Origin of the sequence: Stenotrophomonas sp. 24(2023) (genome assembly GCF_030913365.1) — a bacterium.
GTDB lineage: Bacteria > Pseudomonadota > Gammaproteobacteria > Xanthomonadales > Xanthomonadaceae > Stenotrophomonas.
Genome location: NZ_CP133160.1, coordinates 93,838 through 111,476 on the forward strand (window position 1 = coordinate 93,838; position 17,639 = coordinate 111,476).

Consider the following 17,639-nt stretch of genomic DNA (forward strand, 5'->3'; position numbering starts at 1 on the left):
TGGGGGCTTGGTCGCGGCATCCATGCCGCTCACACCCCCTCAACCGGACCCACCCCGCCTTCGACAATTTCCCAATGGCCTGTAGATCCACGCCATGCGTGGATGAATCTCAATCGAAATCGAATATTTCGATGATTCACCGAAAGGCATCCACGCATGGCGTGGATCTACCCGATCGCGGGGATCTGTCAGAGGTGGGGCGGTGTCGGAGGGCGGGGTGTCCGCGGCATGGATGCCGCGGCCAAGCCTACACGGACGTACTTGCGGCGTCCCCGCACTCCGACACCGCCCCGCCATCCCACGGATAGCCAGCTTTTGACGTTGACGTTGACGTTGAAGGGGCCTCAGCGGGTGCAGGGCGCAGCCCTGCACAAGCCCCCTCCCCCTACAGCACCTGCGGCCGGCACAGCAGGCTGAAACTGGCCCCGCCCAGCGGCGACTGCCCTACCCCCAGCCGGAACCCGTGCAACCCGGCAATGGCCGCCACGATCGACAGCCCCAACCCGAAACCGCCGCCCTGGCTGGCATCACTGCGGTGGAAACGCTGGAACACCGCCGCGCGCTCACCCTCGGGGATGCCCGGCCCGGAATCGCCCACCTCGATGCAGGTCGCCCCGTCTTCCACCCGTGCCCGCAGCAGCACGCGGCCCCCTTCCGGGGCGAAGCGGATGGCGTTGTCGAGCAGGTTGCCGATAGCCTCGAACAGCAACCCCCGGTCACCGGCCACGGCAGCCAGGTCCGGGGCCAGCTCCAGCTGCAGCCACTGGCCCTTTTCCTCGGCCAGCGGTGCATAGAAGGCGTGGATCTCCTGCAGCAGCGCGTCCGGCGCCAGCTGCACGAAGCACGAGCGGCGCTGGTGGTCTTCCAGTTCGGAAATACGCAGCAGCGCGCGGAAGCGTGCCATCAGGGTGTCGGTTTCCTCCAGCACCTGGTCCAGCGGCTGCGCCTGCGGGTGGCCATCATCAAGCTGCTGGCGCATGCGGTACAGCTGGGCACGCACCCGGGTCAACGGCGTGCGCAGGTCGTGGGCGATGTTGTCGCAGACCCCTTTGACCTCGGTCATCAGCTGTTCGATGCGGTCCAGCATGGCGTTGACGATGGCCGCCAGCATGTCCAGTTCATCGCGGCGGTTGGCCACCGGCAGGCGCTGGCCCAGATCGCCGGCGACGATGCGCGCGGTGGCCTGCTCGATCGCCTGGATGCGGCGCAGCGGACGCCGCCGCAGCAGCAGCCAGCCCAGCAGGCCCGGCAGCAGGGTCAGCGACACGCCCCACAGCAGCGCATTGACGATCAGATGGTTCACTTCGCTCAACGGGCCGCTGTAGCGCACCAGCACCAGGATGCGGCCGTCGCGGGTATGCATCGCCAGCCCGGCACCGCGCTTGCTGGCCGCGTTGGGATCGTTGAACGGCAGGCCTGCCACCGGGTGCACGCTGCCATCGAGCGGCAGCTGCGGCGGCAACGCGCGCAGCACGCCGGCCAGCGGTTCGCCCTGCGCGCTGAACAACCCGTAGGCATCGATGCCATGCACGTCGTACCGGCGGTTCTCGCGCAGCGCTTCGGCCAGGCCATCGCCGGTGAAATGCTCGAACAGGTGGGCACGCTGCAGCACGGCCGACTGCGCCAGCTCATCCAGGTACAACGACACCCGCCAGTACAGCACCCCCAGCAGCACGCACGACCAGGCCACGAACAGCAGGCTGTACAGGCCCAGCAGGCGGCTGCTGGACGAACGCCAGCCGTCAGACAGTTTCGCTGAGGACATAGCCGGTGCCACGCACGGTACGGATCAGCGACGGCGCGCCGGCCAGGTCGAGCTTGCGCCGCAGCCGGCCGATGTGGACGTCGATCAGGTTGGTGCCCGGGTCGAAGTGGTAACCCCACACTTCCTCGAACAGCATCATGCGGGTCAGTACCTGCCCGGCGTTGCGCATGAGGTATTCAAGCAGCTTGAATTCGGTCGGCAGCAGGCTCAGGCTGCGGCCGCCGCGCTGGGCGGTGCGCGCCAGCAGGTCCAGCTGCAGGTCGCCCACGCGCAGTACGGTCTCGTTGCTGGAGGGCTGCTGGCGGCGGCGCAGCAGCACTTCCACGCGCGCGGCCATCTCGTCCGAAGCAAACGGCTTGGTCAGGTAGTCATCACCGCCGGCGCGCAGGCCACGCACGCGCTCGTCCACGTCCGACAATGCGCTGAGCATCAGCACCGGGGTACTGATGCCGATGCGGCGCAGGGTGGTGACGATGGCCAGCCCGTCCAGCCCGGGCAGCATGCGGTCCAGGGTGATGGCGTCGTAGTCACCGCTGGCTGCCCGGACCAGGCCCTCGCGGCCATCGGCCACCCAGTCCACCTGCAGGCCATGGTTGCCCAGCTCGGCAATGATTTCCTGGGCGGTGATGGCGTCGTCCTCGATGGTCAGTACGCGCGGCATGGCGGCCTATGGAATCCAGACCTGCCCATGCTCGCCAAATCGGCACGGGCGGGCAAATGAAACATCCTTCATCCGCAGGCCGGGCAAGGACCGGTTCAGCCCCCGCCCGCCGCGGCATCCCCCGGTGCGCCCCCTTCCCCCTGTACCTGCACGTTGCCACGCCCATGGGCCTTGGCCCGGTAGCACTGGGCGTCGGCGGCGGCCACGGCCTGGTCCACGCTCATGCCGGCGGTGATCGCGGCGATGCCGATGCTGGCGCCGACCCGCAGGTCCTGCGCCTGCCACGGGATCACCAGCGCCTGCAGGGTGCGGACCAGTTCATTGGCGATGCGGCTGGCGCGGGACAGGCTGCAGCCGGGCAGGATGGCCGCGAATTCATCCCCGCCCAGGCGGGCCACCACATCCGAATCGCGCACCCCGGCACGCAGCACGCTGGCCACGGCCCACAGCACCGCATCGCCGGCCAGGTGCCCCCAGCCATCATTGACCGTCTTGAACTGGTCCAGGTCGATGTACATCAGCGAGGCCGCCTGCCCGGTGCGCTCCACCCGGGTGATGGCCTGCTGCAGGTGCGCCTCGAAACCGCGCCGGTTGCCCAGTTCGGTCAGCGGGTCGATTTCAGCCAGCTGGCGGGCCTCGCGCTGCCGCGCGCGCTGCTGGGTGGCATCACGCAGCACCCAGACCGCACCGCGGACCTGGCCCTGGTCATCACGCAGCCAGGCCCGGGTCAGGTCCACCGGCAGGGCATCGGCCCCCCGGCCCAGCAGCAGGTCGGCATGCAGGTCCACGGCATTGCTGTCCGGGTCCAGCAGCACGTCCGCGTCCAGCACCGACCCGGGGGCGTATTCGGTGGTCAGGGCCAGCACGTCATGCACCCGCGCGCCGGCCAGCGGACTGGAACCATCGGCGGACAGCATGCGCACGGCTGCCATGTTGGCGTATTCGATGCGTCCATCGAGGGCGACGCTGAGCACCATGTCGGCCACTGCGTCGAGGGTGATGCGGCTGCGCTGTTCGGTTTCCAGCAGGCGCTGCTCACTGCTGCGCTGGGCACTGATGTCCTGGATCTGCGACACGAAATGCAGCGGCTCGCCCTGCTCGTTGCGCACCAGCGATACCGACAGCCGCGCCCAGATGGTGTTGCCATCGCGGCCGAAGTAGCGCTTTTCCATATGGTAGTGCGCGCGACGGCCAGCCAGCAGGTCACCGACCAGGGCCAGGTCGGCACTCAGATCGGCCGGATGGGTCAGCCGCTGGAAATCAACCTGCAGCAGTTCCTCGCGCGAGTAGCCCAGGATGCGGCAGAGTGCATCGTTGACATCCAGCCAGCGCCCTTCCAGCGACACCAGCGCCATGCCCAGCGCCGCCGAGGTGAATGCCCCGGCGAATTTTTCCGCCGCCAGCCGCGCTTCGGCGCGGACCTGCAGCATCTCGGTGATATCCATGGCCATGCCCAGGTAGCCGATACGGTCGCCATCGGCACCGTGCATCGGGCTGATCGACAGGCGTACCTGCCGGCGCGTGCCATCCTTGCGCACGAAGGTCCAGCGGTGCGAGAAGGTCTGTCCCTGCGCCTGGCCGGTCAGCACGTCGAAGATGCTCGGCAACGTGCCATCGCTGCCGACAAAGGCCTGCAGGTAGACCTGCATTTCCGCCGCATCATGGAAGACACCCGGATTGACGATGCCCACCACCTCCTCGGCACGGTAACCGAGCAGGCGCTCGGCACCGGTGTTGAACAGGGTGACGGTACCGTGCGTGTCGGTGGCGATCACCGCCACGTCATCGGACGCATCCACCAGCGCCTGCAGCTGCTGGCGCATCTCGGCCGCTTCATGCCGGGCCTGCTGCAGTTCGGTCACATCGGCATGGGCCCCGGCCATCCACAGCGGCCGGCCCTGCCCATCCCACTCGTAGACACGGCCGCGGTCGTGGATCCAGATCCAGCGGCCGTCCTTGTGGCGCATGCGCAGCAGGCAGGCGTAGTTGTCGGTGTGGCCATCGAAGTGCGACTGCAGCGCGGCATCGGACAGGGCCAGGTCGTCCGGGTGTACCAGCCGCACGAACGTCTGCTGGCAGACCGGTTCCAGTTCCTCCAGCCGGTACCCGACAATCTCGGCCCAGCGCGCGTTGATGCGCATCTGCCCGGTCTGCACGTTCCATTCCCAGGTGCCGGCCGCCGTGCCTTCGATGATCATCGCCAGCCGCCGGCGCTCCTCGGCCAGCTCCTGCAGCCGCCGTTCCAGCAGCGAGCGATCCTGCGGCAGGTTGCCCGTGCCACTCACCGGCCGTCCCCCGTCGTGCAGGCGGGCAGGCCAGGCCGCGGCGCAGGGGCGCGGGCTGCACAGGAAATGGCGAAGCGATGCGTCATGGCCCTCCCCGGCCCAACGTGCGCGGCCGCCACGGCCGCGCCTCACGATGGCAAGTGTGCGCCAACGGCGGGGGCCTGCATACGCCCCCGCCTGCACATGCCTTTCACGCCGGCCGCACCGGCTGCCCTCAGCTGCGCTTGGCGCGGGCAAACGCCTCGGCCAGGGCGTTGTTGGCCGGTGCCGCCGACGGCGCGGGGCGGCCGCCAGCGCCCTGCCCGCGGGGCTGGCCACGGTTCGGGCCGCCTGCATCCCGGCGCGGCCCCTGTCCCTGGCCGCGCTCCTCGCGCTGGCCCGGCCGGCTGGTGGCCTGCCCCGGCACATCGTCCAGGCGCCGGGTCAGCGCGATGCGCTTGCGCGCCACGTCCACCTCCAGCACCTTCACCTTGACGATGTCGCCGGCCTTGACCACATCGCGCGGGTCCTTGACGAAGGTGTCCGACAGCGCCGAGATGTGGACCAGGCCGTCCTGGTGCACGCCGATATCGACGAACGCACCGAACGCGGCCACGTTGCTGACCACGCCTTCGAGCACCATGCCTTCGCGCAGGTCCTTGATGTCCTCCACGCCCTCGGCGAAGCGTGCCGCCTTGAACTCGGGGCGCGGGTCGCGGCCGGGCTTCTCCAGCTCCTTCAGGATGTCGCGCACGGTCGGCACGCCGAAGGTGGCATCGGTGAACTGCTCGGCCTTCAGCCCGCGCAGGAAGCTGCCGTCGCCGATCAGCGCCTTGATCGGGCGCGCGGTCGCCGCGACGATGCGCTCGACCACCGGATAGGCTTCCGGGTGCACGGCCGAGGCGTCCAGCGGCTGGTCACCATCGGCGATGCGCAGGAAGCCGGCGCACTGCTCGAAGGTCTTTTCGCCCAGCCGCGGCACCTTCAGCAGGTCCTTGCGGCGCTTGAACGGGCCGTTGTCATCGCGGTGGCGCACGATGTTCTCGGCCACCGTGGACGACAGGCCGGACACGCGCGAGAGCAGCGCGGCCGAGGCGGTGTTGACGTACACGCCGACCGCGTTCACGCAGTCCTCCACGCGGGCGTCCAGCGCGCGCGCCAGGCGGAACTGGTCGACGTCATGCTGGTACTGGCCCACGCCAATCGCCTTGGGTTCGATCTTGACCAGCTCGGCCAGCGGGTCCTGCAGGCGGCGGGCAATGGATACCGCGCCACGCAGCGACACGTCCAGGCCCGGGAACTCCTTGGCCGCGAATTCGGAGGCCGAGTACACCGATGCACCGGCTTCGCTGACCACCACCTTCTGCAGCTTCGGGTTGCCGGCGGCCTTGATCGCTTCACCGGCCAGCTTGTCGGTCTCGCGGCTGGCGGTGCCGTTGCCGATCGCGATCAGCTCCACGTTGTGTTTGGCACACAGCTGCTTGATCGTCTGCAGCGACGCGTCCCACTGGCGGCGCGGCTCGTGCGGGTAGATGGTCTCGGTCGCCACCAGCTTGCCGGTGGCATCGACCACGGCGATCTTGCAGCCGGTGCGGATGCCCGGGTCCAGGCCCAGCACGGTCTTCGGGCCGGCCGGTGCGGCCAGCAGCAGGTCCTTGAGGTTGTCGCCGAACACGGCGATGGCCTCGGCCTCGGCCTTCTCGCGGGCCTGGTTGAACAGGTCCAGCAGCAGGTGCATGTGCAGCTTGGCGCGCCAGGTCAGGCGGCAGGCATCGAGCAGCCAGCGGTCACCGGCACGGCCGGCATCGCGGATACCGGCGTTGTGGGCCACGCGGCCTTCAGCGTACTGGTGGCCGGCCTCGGCATCGCTGCCCGGGTCCAGCTCCAGGAACAGGATCTCTTCGCGACGGGCACGGAACAGGGCCAGCAGGCGGTGCGAGGGGATCTTCGCCAGCGACTCGGCATGCTCGAAGTAATCGCGGTACTTCGCGCCTTCGGCCTCCTTGCCTTCGGCCACGCGCGCGCGGATGACACCGTTGCCGCCCAGCCAGGTACGCAGTTCACCGACCAGCGCGGCATCTTCCCCCCAGCGCTCCATCAGGATCGCGCGGGCGCCTTCCAGCGCGGCCTTGGTATCGGCGACGCCCTTGTCCGCATCGACGAACCCGGCGGCGAAGGCCTGCGGCTCGCGCGACGGATCGGCCAGCAGGCCGTCGGCCAGCGGCTCCAGCCCCGCTTCGCGGGCAATCTGCGCACGCGTGCGGCGCTTGGGCTTGTACGGCAGGTACAGGTCTTCCAGCCGGCTCTTGGTATCGGCGCCCAGGATGTCGCGACGCAGTTCATCGGTCAGCTTGCCCTGCTCCTGGATGCTGGCCAGCACCGCGGCACGGCGGTCTTCCAGTTCACGCAGGTAGGTCAGGCGGGTTTCCAGGTTGCGCAGCTGGGTGTCGTCCAGGCCGCCGGTCACTTCCTTGCGGTAGCGGGCAATGAACGGAACGCTGGCGCCTTCATCAAGCAGCGCGACGGCGGCGCGCACCTGGGCGGACTGGGCACCGATCTCATCGGCAATGGTCTGGGCGATCTGCTGGGCGAGCGCGTGCTTGGCGTCTTGCATTGCTTCCGGTCTTGGCCGCGTTACGGAACGAATCCCCATTCTGGCAATGCGCAGCGGGCGGGGAAAGCCGTTGACAGGGGGGAATTTGCCGGGCAGGCCGGCGGGCGTCGGGGGACGCCGGCATCCTGGCGGTGGGGCTCGGACAGGCCCGGGCTGGGATGCCGGCGTGGGCGCGCGATGGTGGGCGCGCCCTGCCGCGTACTGCTCAGGTCAACGGTAGTAGCGGGCGGCATGTTGCATGACGATCTCGTCACGCATGCCTTCCAGCGCCATCAACCGGACCTTGCCGACCCCTTGCAGTTCCATGAACCGCTCCGTGTAGAACTCCGGCCCCAGCGCGGTGTCGGCGCGGGATTTGCTGAAGCCGTAGGGCACCACGCCCTTCTCGCCATCCTTGCTACCACCGACATAAAGAACGATTGCCATGTGATGTCTTCCTCCAGATTGCTACTGCAACTACCTACTGCGTTCGATGGGCGTTCCAGCGTGCCCATCGAGGTGGAGCATACCGCGGCGAAGCTGACTGGAACGTCACGCAGGCTAATGACGATCGGTTGCATGCAGATGACGTCGCGATCGCCCCAAAATGCTTACCAATCTTTAACGCGCACCTAACGAAACGAGGGCTTCCGGCGCGGGCGGCGGCGTTGCCGTGCGCACGAGCGCGCCCCTCGTGCGCGGCGCATGCCTACGGCCACCAGCCCCGCCCGGTCTGGGCATAGCGGTCGGCCGCGCGCTCGAACGGGTTGCGCGCGCTTACCCCGCCGCACAGCAGGTAGGCCGGCAGGTACAGCGGGCCCAGCACCAGGTACTGGTAGACGTGGGCACGTTCGTGGTCGTCCAGGCGGATCAACGGCTCCACCCGCTCACCGGCCTGGTGCGCGTAGGTGCGGCACTGCATGCCCAGGTCATGCCCGGTATGCAGGATCACGTTGCCGAAGGTGATGGCCCCGCCCGGCCCCCACGGCCAGTGGTCGAACACCAGCGCGCAGTCGCGGCCACTCCAGCGCAGGCGCGCCCCGGCCAGCAGGCCTGCAGCGCCGGCCAGCAGGCCGATCAGCGTATTGGGCAGGGTCCACAGCGCGCCCAGCCACTGCAGCAGGCGCAGCCAGCCGGGCGTTGGCCGCGGAGCGGCGCTCAATCGGCCTCGTTGGGAATCAGCAGCCACAGGATCAGGTAGATCAGGATGCCCGGAAAACCCGCCGACGCCAGCGAAACCAGCACGTAGACAATGCGTACCAGCGTGCTGTTCCAGCCGAAGCGGTGGGCGATACCGCCCATGACACCGGCAATCATGCGGTCGTTGAGCGATCGCGACAGTGTGGTCGGTAGGGTACTCATGGCCTGGACTCCTGCAACCGGTCGGCCACTACTGTACCGCCCCCGGTGTCTACGGCGTGCGTTGGCGCAATGCCTGCAGGCGCTGTCCGAACCAGGCCGCAGCCGTCTGCTCCGGCTGGCCCGGGCAGCGGATGCGGTAGGCCTTGCCGCTGAGGCTGCTCTGGCTGGCGGCCCGTTCGATGAACTGCTCGGCCGTGTCCACCAGGTCCTTCTTCAGCAGGTAGTCGTACTTGCGCTGCAGGTGCGCCCGCGCTGCGGCGGCGTCATGCCAGGTGCCGTTGCGCTGGAACTGGCAGGTGGAACCGTCCAGGCTGGCGATCAGCGCGCCGATCTCGCGGCGGGCCTCCGGGCCGGGCGCCGCCTGCACGGGCAACGCGACCACCAGCAGCGCCGCCAGCCAGGGGGCGCCGTACCTGCGGTCAGGCCGGGCGCGCATTGAGCCAGCCATCAATGGTCGCCGGCACTTCGCGCTGCGCGCGGCCGGACACATAGATGCCGATGTGCCCGCCCCGGAAGCTGGATTCGGTGTAGTCGGCCGTGCCCAGGCGGTCCCGCATCGCGCGCGAGGCATCCGGTGGCACCAGATGGTCCTGCTCGGCATAGATGTTCAGCACCGGCAGGGTCACCTGCGACAGATCCACCGCCTCCTCGCCGATGCGCACGGTCCCGTGCATCAGGCCGTTGCCCTGGTAGAACTGCTTGATGAAGTCGCGGAACGCCTCGCCTGCCAGGTCCGGGGAGTCGAAGATCCACTTTTCCATGCGCAGGAAATCCTCCAGCGCGGCCTTGTCATCAAGGATGTCCAGCAGGCCCACGTACTTCTGCACGTTCAGCCGGAACGGCTTGAGCATCAGGTAGCTGGCATTCATCAGGTCGGCCGGGATGTTGCCCAGCGTGTCCACCAGCAGGTCCACGTCCACCTGCTGCGCCCAGTGCGAGAGCATGTTGTCGCGGGTCTGGAAATCGACCGGGGTGACCATGGTGATCAAGCGTGCAAGCTTGGCCCGGCGCAGCGCCGCATAGCACAGCGCGAACACGCCGCCCTGGCAGATGCCCAGCAGGTCCACCGCGCTGCCGCTGCGCTGGCGCAGCGCATCCACGGCGCCGTCGATGTAGCGCAGCAGGTAATCCTCCAGCGTCAGGTAGCGCTCGGAGCGGTCCGGATAGCCCCAGTCCAGCACGTAGACATCGCGGCCCAGTGCCAGCAGCTTCTGCACCAGTGAGCGGTCCTGCTGCAGGTCGACCATGTAGGGCCGGTTCACCAGCGCATAGACGATCAGCAGCGGCGGCTGCCCGGCCCTGGGGGCCTGCGCGCCGACAAAGCGGTACAGGACCACCTTGCCATCGCGCCACACTTCCTCGCGCGCGGTGGCACCGTACTCCACATCGTCCACCTGGGGCAGCAGGTTCAATCCCTCCATCAGCTTGCGCTGCATGGCCAGGGTTTCCTGCATCAGGTCATCGGCGTTGAAGCCCAGCGGTCCCTTCATCGGCGCGGCGCCTTCTTTGAAGCCTTCGGGGCCGCTTTCTTCGCCGCTTTCTTCGCGGTTTTCTTCGCCGGTGCACGGGCCGTCGGGGCCTTCTTCGCCGCCGCCTTGGGTGCCTTGGGTGCCGCAGGTGCGGCCTTGCCGTGGGCCGGTGCCTTGGCCGCCGGCCCCGTGGCCATCGCCGCAACGGTCGCCTGCAGACGGCGCAGGCTGCGTTCCAGCTCGGCGATGCGCCGGTGCGCGGCATCCATTTCGCTGCGGGTGGGCAGGCCCACGCGCTCGCTCACCTGTTCCACTTCCTGCTGCACGGCTGCGCGCAGGCGCATGTGCGCGTTGCCCAGCGCCGCATAGACCTGCTGGAACGGTTCGGACAGGGCGACCTTGGCATAGGCCTCCTCGGCCACTTCGATCCACAGGTCGAACATCGCCCGGGCGCTGGTCAGCTGGCTGCCCGGCAGTTCGTGCTGGGCCAGGCGCTGTTCGAACAGCACGAACGCCTCGTCCAGCGCTCCCCGGATCTGCGCGATGTAGGCGCGGCCCTGCGCCTGGAAATCGTTCTGCGCACGCAGCAGTGCCTGCCAGCGCGCCTGGTGCTCACGGCCCGGCCCGAACGCCGGGCTGTGCAGCCACGGCTCGGCCTGCTGCTGCCACTGCTGCAGCAGCGCGGCCATGTCCGGCAGCGGTTGGCCATCAGCGGTGCTGCCGCTGGCCCCGCGCAGCATCCACTGCACCATGCCATCGCCCTGCCCCAGCACCGCCTCGCGCCAGGCCTGGGCTACTTCAGCGCTGCTGGTATCCCGGCCGGCAAAGCGCGAGGCCACATCCTGCATGGTGCCGTACCAGCCCCCGGCCTGCTGGCGGAAGCGGCGCACCGCGTCCTCGCCCGCGCCACTGCCCTGTTCGGGCAACAGCTGCGCCCACCAGTCGAAGACATGCTTCCAGCTGACCGGATCATTGCCCGCCGGCGCGCCGCCGTGCTGGGCCGCGTGGCGCAGGGCGTCACCCCAGGCATCGAAATACTGCCGGGCCTGGGCCTGGTAATCGCCGCCGCCCGGGTCGTGGGCCGAAGTGGTCATGCCGTGGTCTACCGTTTCAGGGCTTGGGAATGCGCAACGTCTTGCTGATCATCAGCGAACCGGACAGCGCGAACAACAGCACCAGCGGGTGCAGCTGCCACGGGCCGATCTGCCACTGGCCCAGCCACAGTGCATCGCCGATGGCACCGTTGAAGGCGGCCACGGCCAGCACGATCACCAGCGCCAGGCTGGTCGGGATGGGGGTGCCCTCGAAGTACGGCACCTTGTCGCCGTCACCGGCCATGGCCTCGGCCGTCACGTTGTAGCGGGCCAGGCGGCTGACGCCGCAGCAGACGAAGTAGCTCAGCACCAGCCAGTCCCAGCCGCCCTGCATGCCACAGGCATAGGCCAGCGCCGCCGGCGCCACGCCGAAGGAAATCACGTCCGACAGCGAATCCAGCTCGCGGCCCAGCGTGGAGCTGGACTTGCGCCAGCGCGCGATGCGCCCGTCCAGCGCGTCGAAGACGAAGGCCAATGGAATCAGCGCCATGCCGAACAACAGGTAGCCCAGTTCGCCATCCTGCAGGAAGCGCAGGGCGGCAAACACCGCGCCGGTACCGCAGAAGGCATTGGCGAGGGTGAACCAGTCCGCCAGCTGGAACTCACGCAGCATGGAGAAATGACGTTTCATGAAGGCTCGCGCGGCTTGAAGGCCCACAGGGTACCGCGAGCGCCGCTGCTGGCGACAGCGCGGCCATGGCCGTTCTTCACCCACGGATCACGCCGCCTCACCTGCGGTGAATTTTTCGCCACCCATCTTGACAGCCTAGGGGGGTGGGGGCTGGCGGCATTTATCCACAAAGTTGCTCACTCGTAATCCACACCCCCTGTGGACAACCTCGTCGCACGGACTGCGACGCTGGTGATTTGCTCATCACGACGTCGAGGGGTTTCCCTACTTCCCAAGGAACCCGGCGAGGGCTATGGTCGTCGGCGGACCCGCCGCCGCCACGTCCGTTCGCACCCGCCGCTCGGATGAGAGAACGCCCCTGGACGCCGCAGACCTGGCCGCGCAACTGCGGCTGCCCCACGGCCCGGCCGCTCGGGCCATCGCCGAATCGATGAACCGCAGCAACGGCGCGCTCAACCATGCGGCCAACCGCCTGCTCGCGGTCGGCGCCGGTGAACAGGTCCTGGAAATCGGGCCGGGCAATGCTGCCTTCGTCGCCGACCTGCTGCAGGCACCCGGCAGCCGCTACCTGGGCATCGAACTCTCCCCGGCGATGGTCGAGGCCGGCACTGCGCAGCTGGCAGCACGCGGGCTGGGTACGCGCGCGCAGCTGCAGTTGGGCGATGTACATGCACTGGACCTGGCCGACGCGCGCATCGACGCTGCCCTGGCGGTGAACCTGCTGTATTTCTGGCCCACCCTGTCCATCCCCCTGGCCGAGCTGGCGCGCGTGCTGCGCCCGGGCGGGCGGCTGTGCGTGGCCTTCGGCGATGCCGGCTTCATGCGCACCCTGCCCTTCACCGCACAGGGATTCCACCTGCACAGCCTGGCCGACGTCGATCTTGGCCTGCGTAGCGCCGGGTTCGCCGTGACCGGCTGGCGCGCCCACCGCGAGCAAGGTCCCGGCAATGATGGCCGCACGGTGGAGAAGCTGTTCCACCTGCTGCTGGCACGCCGGTTGCGGTGAGCGGCGGTAACTGCGCGGCCACCCGACGACGGGCCCCGGCGGTCTGGCGGTCACCCGCCAGCCCTACCCCTCCAGCCCGGCCCCGGCGCGCCAGGAGCGGAAGTACAGGCCCTGCACACCCACCACCGCCACCAGCCCCAGCGGCCATGCCCACCACAGGCCCGGCAGGCCGTGGTGCTGCTGCAGCCACGCGGCCAGCGGCAGCTCCACCGCAACGATGGCCCCTACGCCCACCAGCGCCGGCACCACCACGGCACCGCTGCCGCGCATCACCCCCACCAGCACCGCACTTACGCCCATCGCCAGCACGCCCCAGGCAACCGTATGCAGCTGCGATACGGCCAGCAGGCGCACATCCGCATCGTCCAGGAACAGGCGCAGCAGTACCGGTGCCAGCAGGTAGACCGCGGCCACGACCGCCCCAAGCAGGGCCAGGCCCAGCGCGATGCCCGTGCCCGCGATGCTGGGCAGCTGCGCGCGGCGCCCGCCGCCCATGGCCTGTGCGGCAAGAATGGTGGCCGTGATGCCCAGCGACATCGCCGGCAGCTGCACCCAGCCCATGACCTGGTTGACCGCACCATAGGCCGCCGTGGCCTGCACACCGTGCCGGTTGATCCAGCCCAGCAGGAGGATTTCCGCCAGCGCCAACGCCAGCATCTGCAGCGTGGAGGGCACGCCGATGCGCAGCATCGAACGCAGCACCGTGCCGTCGAAGCGGATCGCGCGCAGCAGGTGGCGATCCGGCGCCAGCGGGTGCGCGCGGCGATGCCAGCGCCCTACCAGCCAACCCAGTGCTACCGCCGTGGCGATCGCCGCCGATGCAGCGGCGCCGGCCACGCCCAGCCGGGGCAGCCCCAACCAGCCATCGATCAGCGCCGGCGTGCACAGCAGGCCCAGCACGGTAGCCACCAGCAGCGCGTGCAGCGGCGACAGCGCGTCGCCCACCGCGCGACTGACCGAAGCAGCCAGCCACAACAGGAAGAAAACAGGTGCGGCCAGCAGCAGCACGCGCGCATAACCCACCGCATCGGCCAGCACCGGCGCCGGCGTCCCCAGCGCCGACAGCAGCTGCGGGGCCAGCAGGCCACCGCCCAGCATCACCAGCAGTGACAGCGACAGCACCAGTGCGATGGCGGTGCCGAACACGGTGCGCGCCTGCTCCGGCCGGCCGCCCCCCCACGCCTGCCCGACCAGCACCGTGGCCCCGGTGGCCAAGCCCATGACCAGTGCCAGCAGCAGGAAGAACACCGGGAAGAACGCCGCAGCGGCAGCCACGGCAGCGGTGCCGATCATGTGCCCCAGGAAGACGTTGTCCAGGGTGCCGGCTGCCAGCTGCAGCGCGTTGGTCAGGGTCATCGGCAGCAGCAGCGCGAGGTAGCTGCGCCAGGGTGGCAGGGGCGCAGGTACGGCCACAGCGGGCCGGACAGGAGAAGAGGAAGACATGCAGGTTCCTTCAGGCAAGCGCTTCCCTGCCCGGTGCGCACACGCCCAGGAAGGAAGCCACAGGGAGGGGGCCGAAGCCCCGGATCAGGGAATGGGCAGCGGCAGCGCCGACAACGGCAGCAGGCGCGAATCGGCCAGGGCCGCCGTGCGATGGCCCAGCCCGGCCAGGTAGGGGCCATGCTGGGCGAAGGCCATGAACGCCTCGACGCTGTGCTGGCGGATCAGCAGCGCCTGGTGCCAGTGTTCGTCCTGCGGACCGATCAGCCACGGGCCGGCCTCGGCCAGCAGCAGCATCTCGCCGCCGGAGGCCTGCAGGAACGGCAGGGTGTGCTGCACGTAACGCTCGAACGCCTGCGCGCCGCTGATCGGCGTCGCCGGGGCCAGCTGCGGGTCGGCGCGGTAATCGGCCAGGTCACGGAAGCGCAGCAGGTTCAGCATCACCACCGGGCCCTGCAGGCCCCGGCGCATGAACGCAGCACCCGAGTGCTGGGTCGGCTGCAGGTAAGCAAGCATCGGCTCAGTCATGGCCCACCTCCGCAGCGCCCTCAAAGGCCAGCAGCAGCGCGTGCGCCCGCACATCGCCCGGCCACCCGGCCAGCAGGGCTTCCAGGCGGGCACGGTCATGCGCGAACAGGGCGCGCAGCGCGTCTTCAAACCCCGGCAGGTCACCGGCGATGGTCTGCAGGAACTGGTAGGCACGCTCGGCGTGGCGGCGCCGGCGGTCCTTGTCCGCGCCAGCACGGCTGGCCTGTTCCACCAGCCGGCGCAGCACCACCGAGGCGCCACCGGGCTGTTCGGCCAGCCACGCCCAGTGGCGTGGCAGCAGGGTTACCTCGCGGGCGACCACGCCCAGTTTCGGGCGGCCGCGGCCCCGCGGCGCCGCTTCGGCCCCCTCGTCGGCCACGGCCGCAGCGTCCCCGCCGGCCTCGGCCTGCGCCGGCGGAAAAGCCTTAGCCACGCGCGCCCGCAGCTGCGCCTCGCTGCCACGGGTATCGAAATCGCGGGTCTGGCCGGTGGCGTTGTCGAACACCAGCAGCGGGCCGGCCGCATCGGCAGCACGCCGCTGCCTGAGTGCCAGCGCGACCACTACCGGCGGACCGGAGGCGACATGGGTGTGGCCATCGAAGCAGCTGAAGGCCGGAACGGAGGAACGGGACATGACGGCGCCACGCAGGGAAGATGCGCCATTATTGCCCGGGTAAATTATGGTCGTCAATATTACCCGGGTAATTAATGGCCCGCGCCGCAGCGGCCCGGTTACAGCCGGCTGTAGGACCAGCTCTGCATCCGTCCATCCCGGTAGGGCATCACGCCATGGAACGGGCGCGGGTCCTGATCGAACACCAGCGGCAGGAAGTTGCGGTCGCCCTCCCACATCGGCAGGGCATCAAGCTTGTCCAGATCGACCCATTCCAGCGTGCCTTCATGGTTGCCGCCATGCGGCGTGCCCTCGAAGGCATCGATGACGAACACGAAACCGAACCAGTCCTCGCCCTGCTTGCCGAAGCCCGGCCAGCTGAGGGTGCCGCGCAGGCGCATGGCGGTGCAGTCGATGCCCGCCTCTTCGGCGATCTCGCGGCGCATGCCGGCGGCCACGTCCTCGTCCGCTTCGATCTTGCCACCCAGGCCGTTGTACTTGCCCAGGTGGTGGTCACCGGGGCGCGTGTTGCGGTGGATCATCAGTACCTGTCGGCCATCCGGCGACAGCACGTAGCCCAGGGTGGCCACGATCGGGGTATACGGCATGCGGCGGTGTCCAGCAGTGGATCAGCCGGTGATTATGGCCGATCAGCGCACCAGCGACAGGCGGCGGTCGGCGTTGACCGCGGCGGCCGGGGCATGCGGGTCGCGCGACAGGGTGGCCACGCCGTGACCGCGCTCGGCCAGGTATTCCAGCCATTTGCCGAGGAAGGTGTTCATCCGCATGCGGTGGCTGATCAGCTCGGCCGGCGGCGGGTACAGGCCCATGGTGTCCTGCCAGCGACGGCCGACATAGCAGTGCGTGGTCTCGGCCTGGCGGGCATCGCGGTACAGGCGCACATAGGCCGAGGGGTCGGGCTGGCCGGTGACCGGGTCGCACAGGTCATAGGTCAGGCGCAGCTCCACGGTATAGGCATGGCATTCGATCACGTCCAGGCGGACATCCAGGCCATCGCCCACCGAGGACAGGTAGCTGCCCGGGGCCAGCTCGGCCGGGGCGAACAGCCGAACCAGGTGGCGGTAGTTCTCCGCGTACAGGCCCATGAGCCAGCTCAGCCGGCTCAGGCGGGGGATGCGTTCGATGCGGGGACGAGCGTGTGCCATGGCGGTGATCCTACACGGCCTTTGTGCGCCGCGGCAGCTTGTGGCCGCGCGCCGTTCGGCGGAAGATCACGGTTCGTCCCGTATAATTGCGGGCACATGGCAGCCCTGCCCGATGCAGGCCCCGGCGGTTGCCGATCCCCCTCCGCCGACCGGGCGGGCCCCTCCCCCGCGCCTGGTTACGCCGCGCTCAGTACAGCTCGCGGCGCAGGCCCAGAGTGGCCAGCACCTTGCTGGAAATCTCCTCGATCGAGGTATGCGTGGTGCTCAGCGTCGGGATGCGCTCGGCCTGGAACATGCGCTCGGCGGCGGCCACTTCGCGGCGGCAGGTGTCCAGGTTGGCGTAGCGCGAATTCGGGCGGCGCTCCTGGCGGATCTGCTGCAGGCGGTCCGGGTCGATGGTCAGGCCGAACAGCTTGCGTCGGTAGCTGCGCAGGCGCGGCGGCAGGCGGTCGCTTTCCAGGTCCTCGTCGGTCAGCGGGTAGTTGGCCGCGCTCACCCCGTAATGCAGGGCCAGGTAGATGCAGGTCGGGGTCTTGCCCGCGCGCGACACCGCCACCAGGATCACATCGGCATCGTCGTAGTTCACCGCGATGCCGTCGTCATGGGTCAGCGCGAAGTTCATCGCGTTGATGCGCCGGTGGTAGGTCTCGAAATCGACCATGCCGTGGGCCTGGCCGACCCGGGCCAGGCGCGGGCTGGACAGCTCGCGCTCCAGCGGCTCGATGAACGGGGCGAACACGTCCAGCATCAATGCCCCGCTTTCGGCCAGGATCACGCTCAGGCCCTGATCCACGCAGGAGTTCACCACGATCGGCCGGACCTGGTAGCGCTCCCCCGCCGCCTGGATGCGGACACAGGCTTCACGCGCCTTTTCCGGATCGTCGATGAACGACATGCGGTCGGTAATGAAGCTGAACCCGGTGAACTGGGTGAGCAGGCTATGCCCAATGGTTTCAGCGGTGATACCGGTTCCATCGGAAACATAGAACACCGGGCGGATGGTCGACATGCGCGCTTTTACCCCGTACGAAGCCTAAAAAGCCCGCC

The 17,639-nt window shown here is 69.1% G+C and carries 18 protein-coding genes; 1 reads left to right on the forward strand and 17 read right to left on the reverse strand.

Annotated elements, in window-relative coordinates; translation table 11 throughout:
- Positions 1 to 385: 385 nt before the first annotated feature.
- The 11 genes from Q9R17_RS00435 to Q9R17_RS00485 form a co-directional block, all read right to left on the reverse strand.
- Complete coding sequence (locus tag Q9R17_RS00435; protein WP_308156505.1) at positions 386 to 1,765, reverse strand: HAMP domain-containing sensor histidine kinase; 1,380 nt, start codon at positions 1,763 to 1,765, stop codon at positions 386 to 388.
- Entirely contained in the window at positions 1,743 to 2,426 is a 684-nt protein-coding gene (locus tag Q9R17_RS00440; RefSeq protein ID WP_308156506.1) for a response regulator transcription factor, read from the reverse strand. Before Q9R17_RS00440 ends, Q9R17_RS00435 begins: the two co-directional genes overlap by 23 nt.
- Before the next feature lie 95 nt (positions 2,427 to 2,521).
- The gene (locus Q9R17_RS00445) at positions 2,522 to 4,711 is read right to left on the reverse strand and encodes a PAS domain S-box protein (RefSeq protein WP_308156507.1); all 2,190 of its coding nucleotides are present in this window, start codon (positions 4,709 to 4,711) and stop codon (positions 2,522 to 2,524) included.
- A gap of 214 nt (positions 4,712 to 4,925) precedes the next feature.
- Positions 4,926 to 7,304: a Tex family protein gene (locus Q9R17_RS00450; protein ID WP_308156508.1), complete on the reverse strand. Its 2,379-nt coding sequence runs from the start codon at positions 7,302 to 7,304 to the stop codon at positions 4,926 to 4,928.
- A 210-nt stretch (positions 7,305 to 7,514) separates the two neighbouring features.
- Entirely contained in the window at positions 7,515 to 7,730 is a 216-nt protein-coding gene (locus Q9R17_RS00455; RefSeq protein WP_308156509.1) for a hypothetical protein, read from the reverse strand.
- A 262-nt stretch (positions 7,731 to 7,992) separates the two neighbouring features.
- Positions 7,993 to 8,445: a hypothetical protein gene (locus tag Q9R17_RS00460; RefSeq protein WP_308156510.1), complete on the reverse strand. Its 453-nt coding sequence runs from the start codon at positions 8,443 to 8,445 to the stop codon at positions 7,993 to 7,995.
- Positions 8,442 to 8,645: a PspC domain-containing protein gene (locus tag Q9R17_RS00465; RefSeq protein WP_308156511.1), complete on the reverse strand. Its 204-nt coding sequence runs from the start codon at positions 8,643 to 8,645 to the stop codon at positions 8,442 to 8,444. Before Q9R17_RS00465 ends, Q9R17_RS00460 begins: the two co-directional genes overlap by 4 nt.
- Positions 8,646 to 8,694: 49 nt before the next feature.
- A complete protein-coding gene (locus Q9R17_RS00470; RefSeq protein WP_308156512.1) occupies positions 8,695 to 9,081 on the reverse strand; it encodes a YfeK family protein in 387 nt (128 codons plus the stop codon).
- Positions 9,065 to 10,135 carry a class III poly(R)-hydroxyalkanoic acid synthase subunit PhaC gene (phaC, locus tag Q9R17_RS00475; RefSeq protein WP_308156513.1) on the reverse strand — a complete coding sequence of 357 codons (1,071 nt, stop codon included), beginning with the start codon at positions 10,133 to 10,135 and terminating at the stop codon, positions 9,065 to 9,067. Before phaC ends, Q9R17_RS00470 begins: the two co-directional genes overlap by 17 nt.
- Positions 10,132 to 11,208, reverse strand: coding sequence for a class III poly(R)-hydroxyalkanoic acid synthase subunit PhaE (phaE, locus tag Q9R17_RS00480; protein WP_308156514.1), 1,077 nt, complete (start codon positions 11,206 to 11,208; stop codon positions 10,132 to 10,134). Before phaE ends, phaC begins: the two co-directional genes overlap by 4 nt.
- A 16-nt stretch (positions 11,209 to 11,224) precedes the next feature.
- Positions 11,225 to 11,839 carry a CDP-alcohol phosphatidyltransferase family protein gene (locus tag Q9R17_RS00485; RefSeq protein WP_308156515.1) on the reverse strand — a complete coding sequence of 205 codons (615 nt, stop codon included), beginning with the start codon at positions 11,837 to 11,839 and terminating at the stop codon, positions 11,225 to 11,227.
- A 292-nt stretch (positions 11,840 to 12,131) separates the two neighbouring features.
- Between Q9R17_RS00485 and Q9R17_RS00490 the strand changes: the two genes are divergently transcribed.
- Positions 12,132 to 12,845: a methyltransferase domain-containing protein gene (locus Q9R17_RS00490; protein ID WP_308156516.1), complete on the forward strand. Its 714-nt coding sequence runs from the start codon at positions 12,132 to 12,134 to the stop codon at positions 12,843 to 12,845.
- A 63-nt stretch (positions 12,846 to 12,908) separates the two neighbouring features.
- Here the strand turns inward: Q9R17_RS00490 and Q9R17_RS00495 are convergent, their stop codons facing one another.
- From Q9R17_RS00495 to Q9R17_RS00520, 6 genes are all read right to left on the reverse strand, one after another.
- On the reverse strand, positions 12,909 to 14,288 hold the full coding sequence (locus tag Q9R17_RS00495; protein ID WP_308156517.1) for an MATE family efflux transporter: 1,380 nt from the start codon (positions 14,286 to 14,288) through the stop codon (positions 12,909 to 12,911).
- A gap of 84 nt (positions 14,289 to 14,372) precedes the next feature.
- Positions 14,373 to 14,813 carry a DUF1330 domain-containing protein gene (locus Q9R17_RS00500; RefSeq protein ID WP_308156518.1) on the reverse strand — a complete coding sequence of 147 codons (441 nt, stop codon included), beginning with the start codon at positions 14,811 to 14,813 and terminating at the stop codon, positions 14,373 to 14,375.
- The gene (locus Q9R17_RS00505) at positions 14,806 to 15,447 is read right to left on the reverse strand and encodes a DUF2239 family protein (RefSeq protein WP_308156519.1); all 642 of its coding nucleotides are present in this window, start codon (positions 15,445 to 15,447) and stop codon (positions 14,806 to 14,808) included. The genes Q9R17_RS00500 and Q9R17_RS00505 overlap by 8 nt, the downstream gene beginning before the upstream one ends.
- Before the next feature lie 98 nt (positions 15,448 to 15,545).
- Complete coding sequence (locus tag Q9R17_RS00510) at positions 15,546 to 16,034, reverse strand: 8-oxo-dGTP diphosphatase (protein WP_308156520.1); 489 nt, start codon at positions 16,032 to 16,034, stop codon at positions 15,546 to 15,548.
- Positions 16,035 to 16,076: 42 nt separating this feature from the next.
- Positions 16,077 to 16,592 carry a DUF1249 domain-containing protein gene (locus Q9R17_RS00515; protein ID WP_308156521.1) on the reverse strand — a complete coding sequence of 172 codons (516 nt, stop codon included), beginning with the start codon at positions 16,590 to 16,592 and terminating at the stop codon, positions 16,077 to 16,079.
- A gap of 187 nt (positions 16,593 to 16,779) precedes the next feature.
- Positions 16,780 to 17,601: a pyruvate, water dikinase regulatory protein gene (locus tag Q9R17_RS00520; protein WP_308156522.1), complete on the reverse strand. Its 822-nt coding sequence runs from the start codon at positions 17,599 to 17,601 to the stop codon at positions 16,780 to 16,782.
- Positions 17,602 to 17,639: the final 38 nt, after the last annotated feature.

Bases quoted from the DNA above. Each gene is read 5' to 3' on its own strand.
- Q9R17_RS00435 (WP_308156505.1), bottom strand. From the start codon at position 1,765: ATGTCCTCAGCGAAACTGTCTGACGGCTGGCGTTCGTCCAGCAGCCGC.
- Q9R17_RS00440 (WP_308156506.1), bottom strand. From the start codon at position 2,426: ATGCCGCGCGTACTGACCATCGAGGACGACGCCATCACCGCCCAGGAA.
- Q9R17_RS00450 (WP_308156508.1), bottom strand. From the start codon at position 7,304: ATGCAAGACGCCAAGCACGCGCTCGCCCAGCAGATCGCCCAGACCATT.
- Q9R17_RS00455 (WP_308156509.1), bottom strand. From the start codon at position 7,730: ATGGCAATCGTTCTTTATGTCGGTGGTAGCAAGGATGGCGAGAAGGGC.
- Q9R17_RS00465 (WP_308156511.1), bottom strand. From the start codon at position 8,645: ATGAGTACCCTACCGACCACACTGTCGCGATCGCTCAACGACCGCATG.
- Q9R17_RS00470 (WP_308156512.1), bottom strand. From the start codon at position 9,081: ATGCGCGCCCGGCCTGACCGCAGGTACGGCGCCCCCTGGCTGGCGGCG.
- phaC (WP_308156513.1), bottom strand. From the start codon at position 10,135: ATGAAGGGACCGCTGGGCTTCAACGCCGATGACCTGATGCAGGAAACC.
- phaE (WP_308156514.1), bottom strand. From the start codon at position 11,208: ATGACCACTTCGGCCCACGACCCGGGCGGCGGCGATTACCAGGCCCAG.
- Q9R17_RS00485 (WP_308156515.1), bottom strand. From the start codon at position 11,839: ATGAAACGTCATTTCTCCATGCTGCGTGAGTTCCAGCTGGCGGACTGG.
- Q9R17_RS00490 (WP_308156516.1), top strand. From the start codon at position 12,132: ATGGTCGTCGGCGGACCCGCCGCCGCCACGTCCGTTCGCACCCGCCGC.
- Q9R17_RS00495 (WP_308156517.1), bottom strand. From the start codon at position 14,288: ATGTCTTCCTCTTCTCCTGTCCGGCCCGCTGTGGCCGTACCTGCGCCC.
- Q9R17_RS00500 (WP_308156518.1), bottom strand. From the start codon at position 14,813: ATGACTGAGCCGATGCTTGCTTACCTGCAGCCGACCCAGCACTCGGGT.
- Q9R17_RS00505 (WP_308156519.1), bottom strand. From the start codon at position 15,447: ATGTCCCGTTCCTCCGTTCCGGCCTTCAGCTGCTTCGATGGCCACACC.
- Q9R17_RS00510 (WP_308156520.1), bottom strand. From the start codon at position 16,034: ATGCCGTATACCCCGATCGTGGCCACCCTGGGCTACGTGCTGTCGCCG.
- Q9R17_RS00515 (WP_308156521.1), bottom strand. From the start codon at position 16,592: ATGGCACACGCTCGTCCCCGCATCGAACGCATCCCCCGCCTGAGCCGG.
- Q9R17_RS00520 (WP_308156522.1), bottom strand. From the start codon at position 17,601: ATGTCGACCATCCGCCCGGTGTTCTATGTTTCCGATGGAACCGGTATC.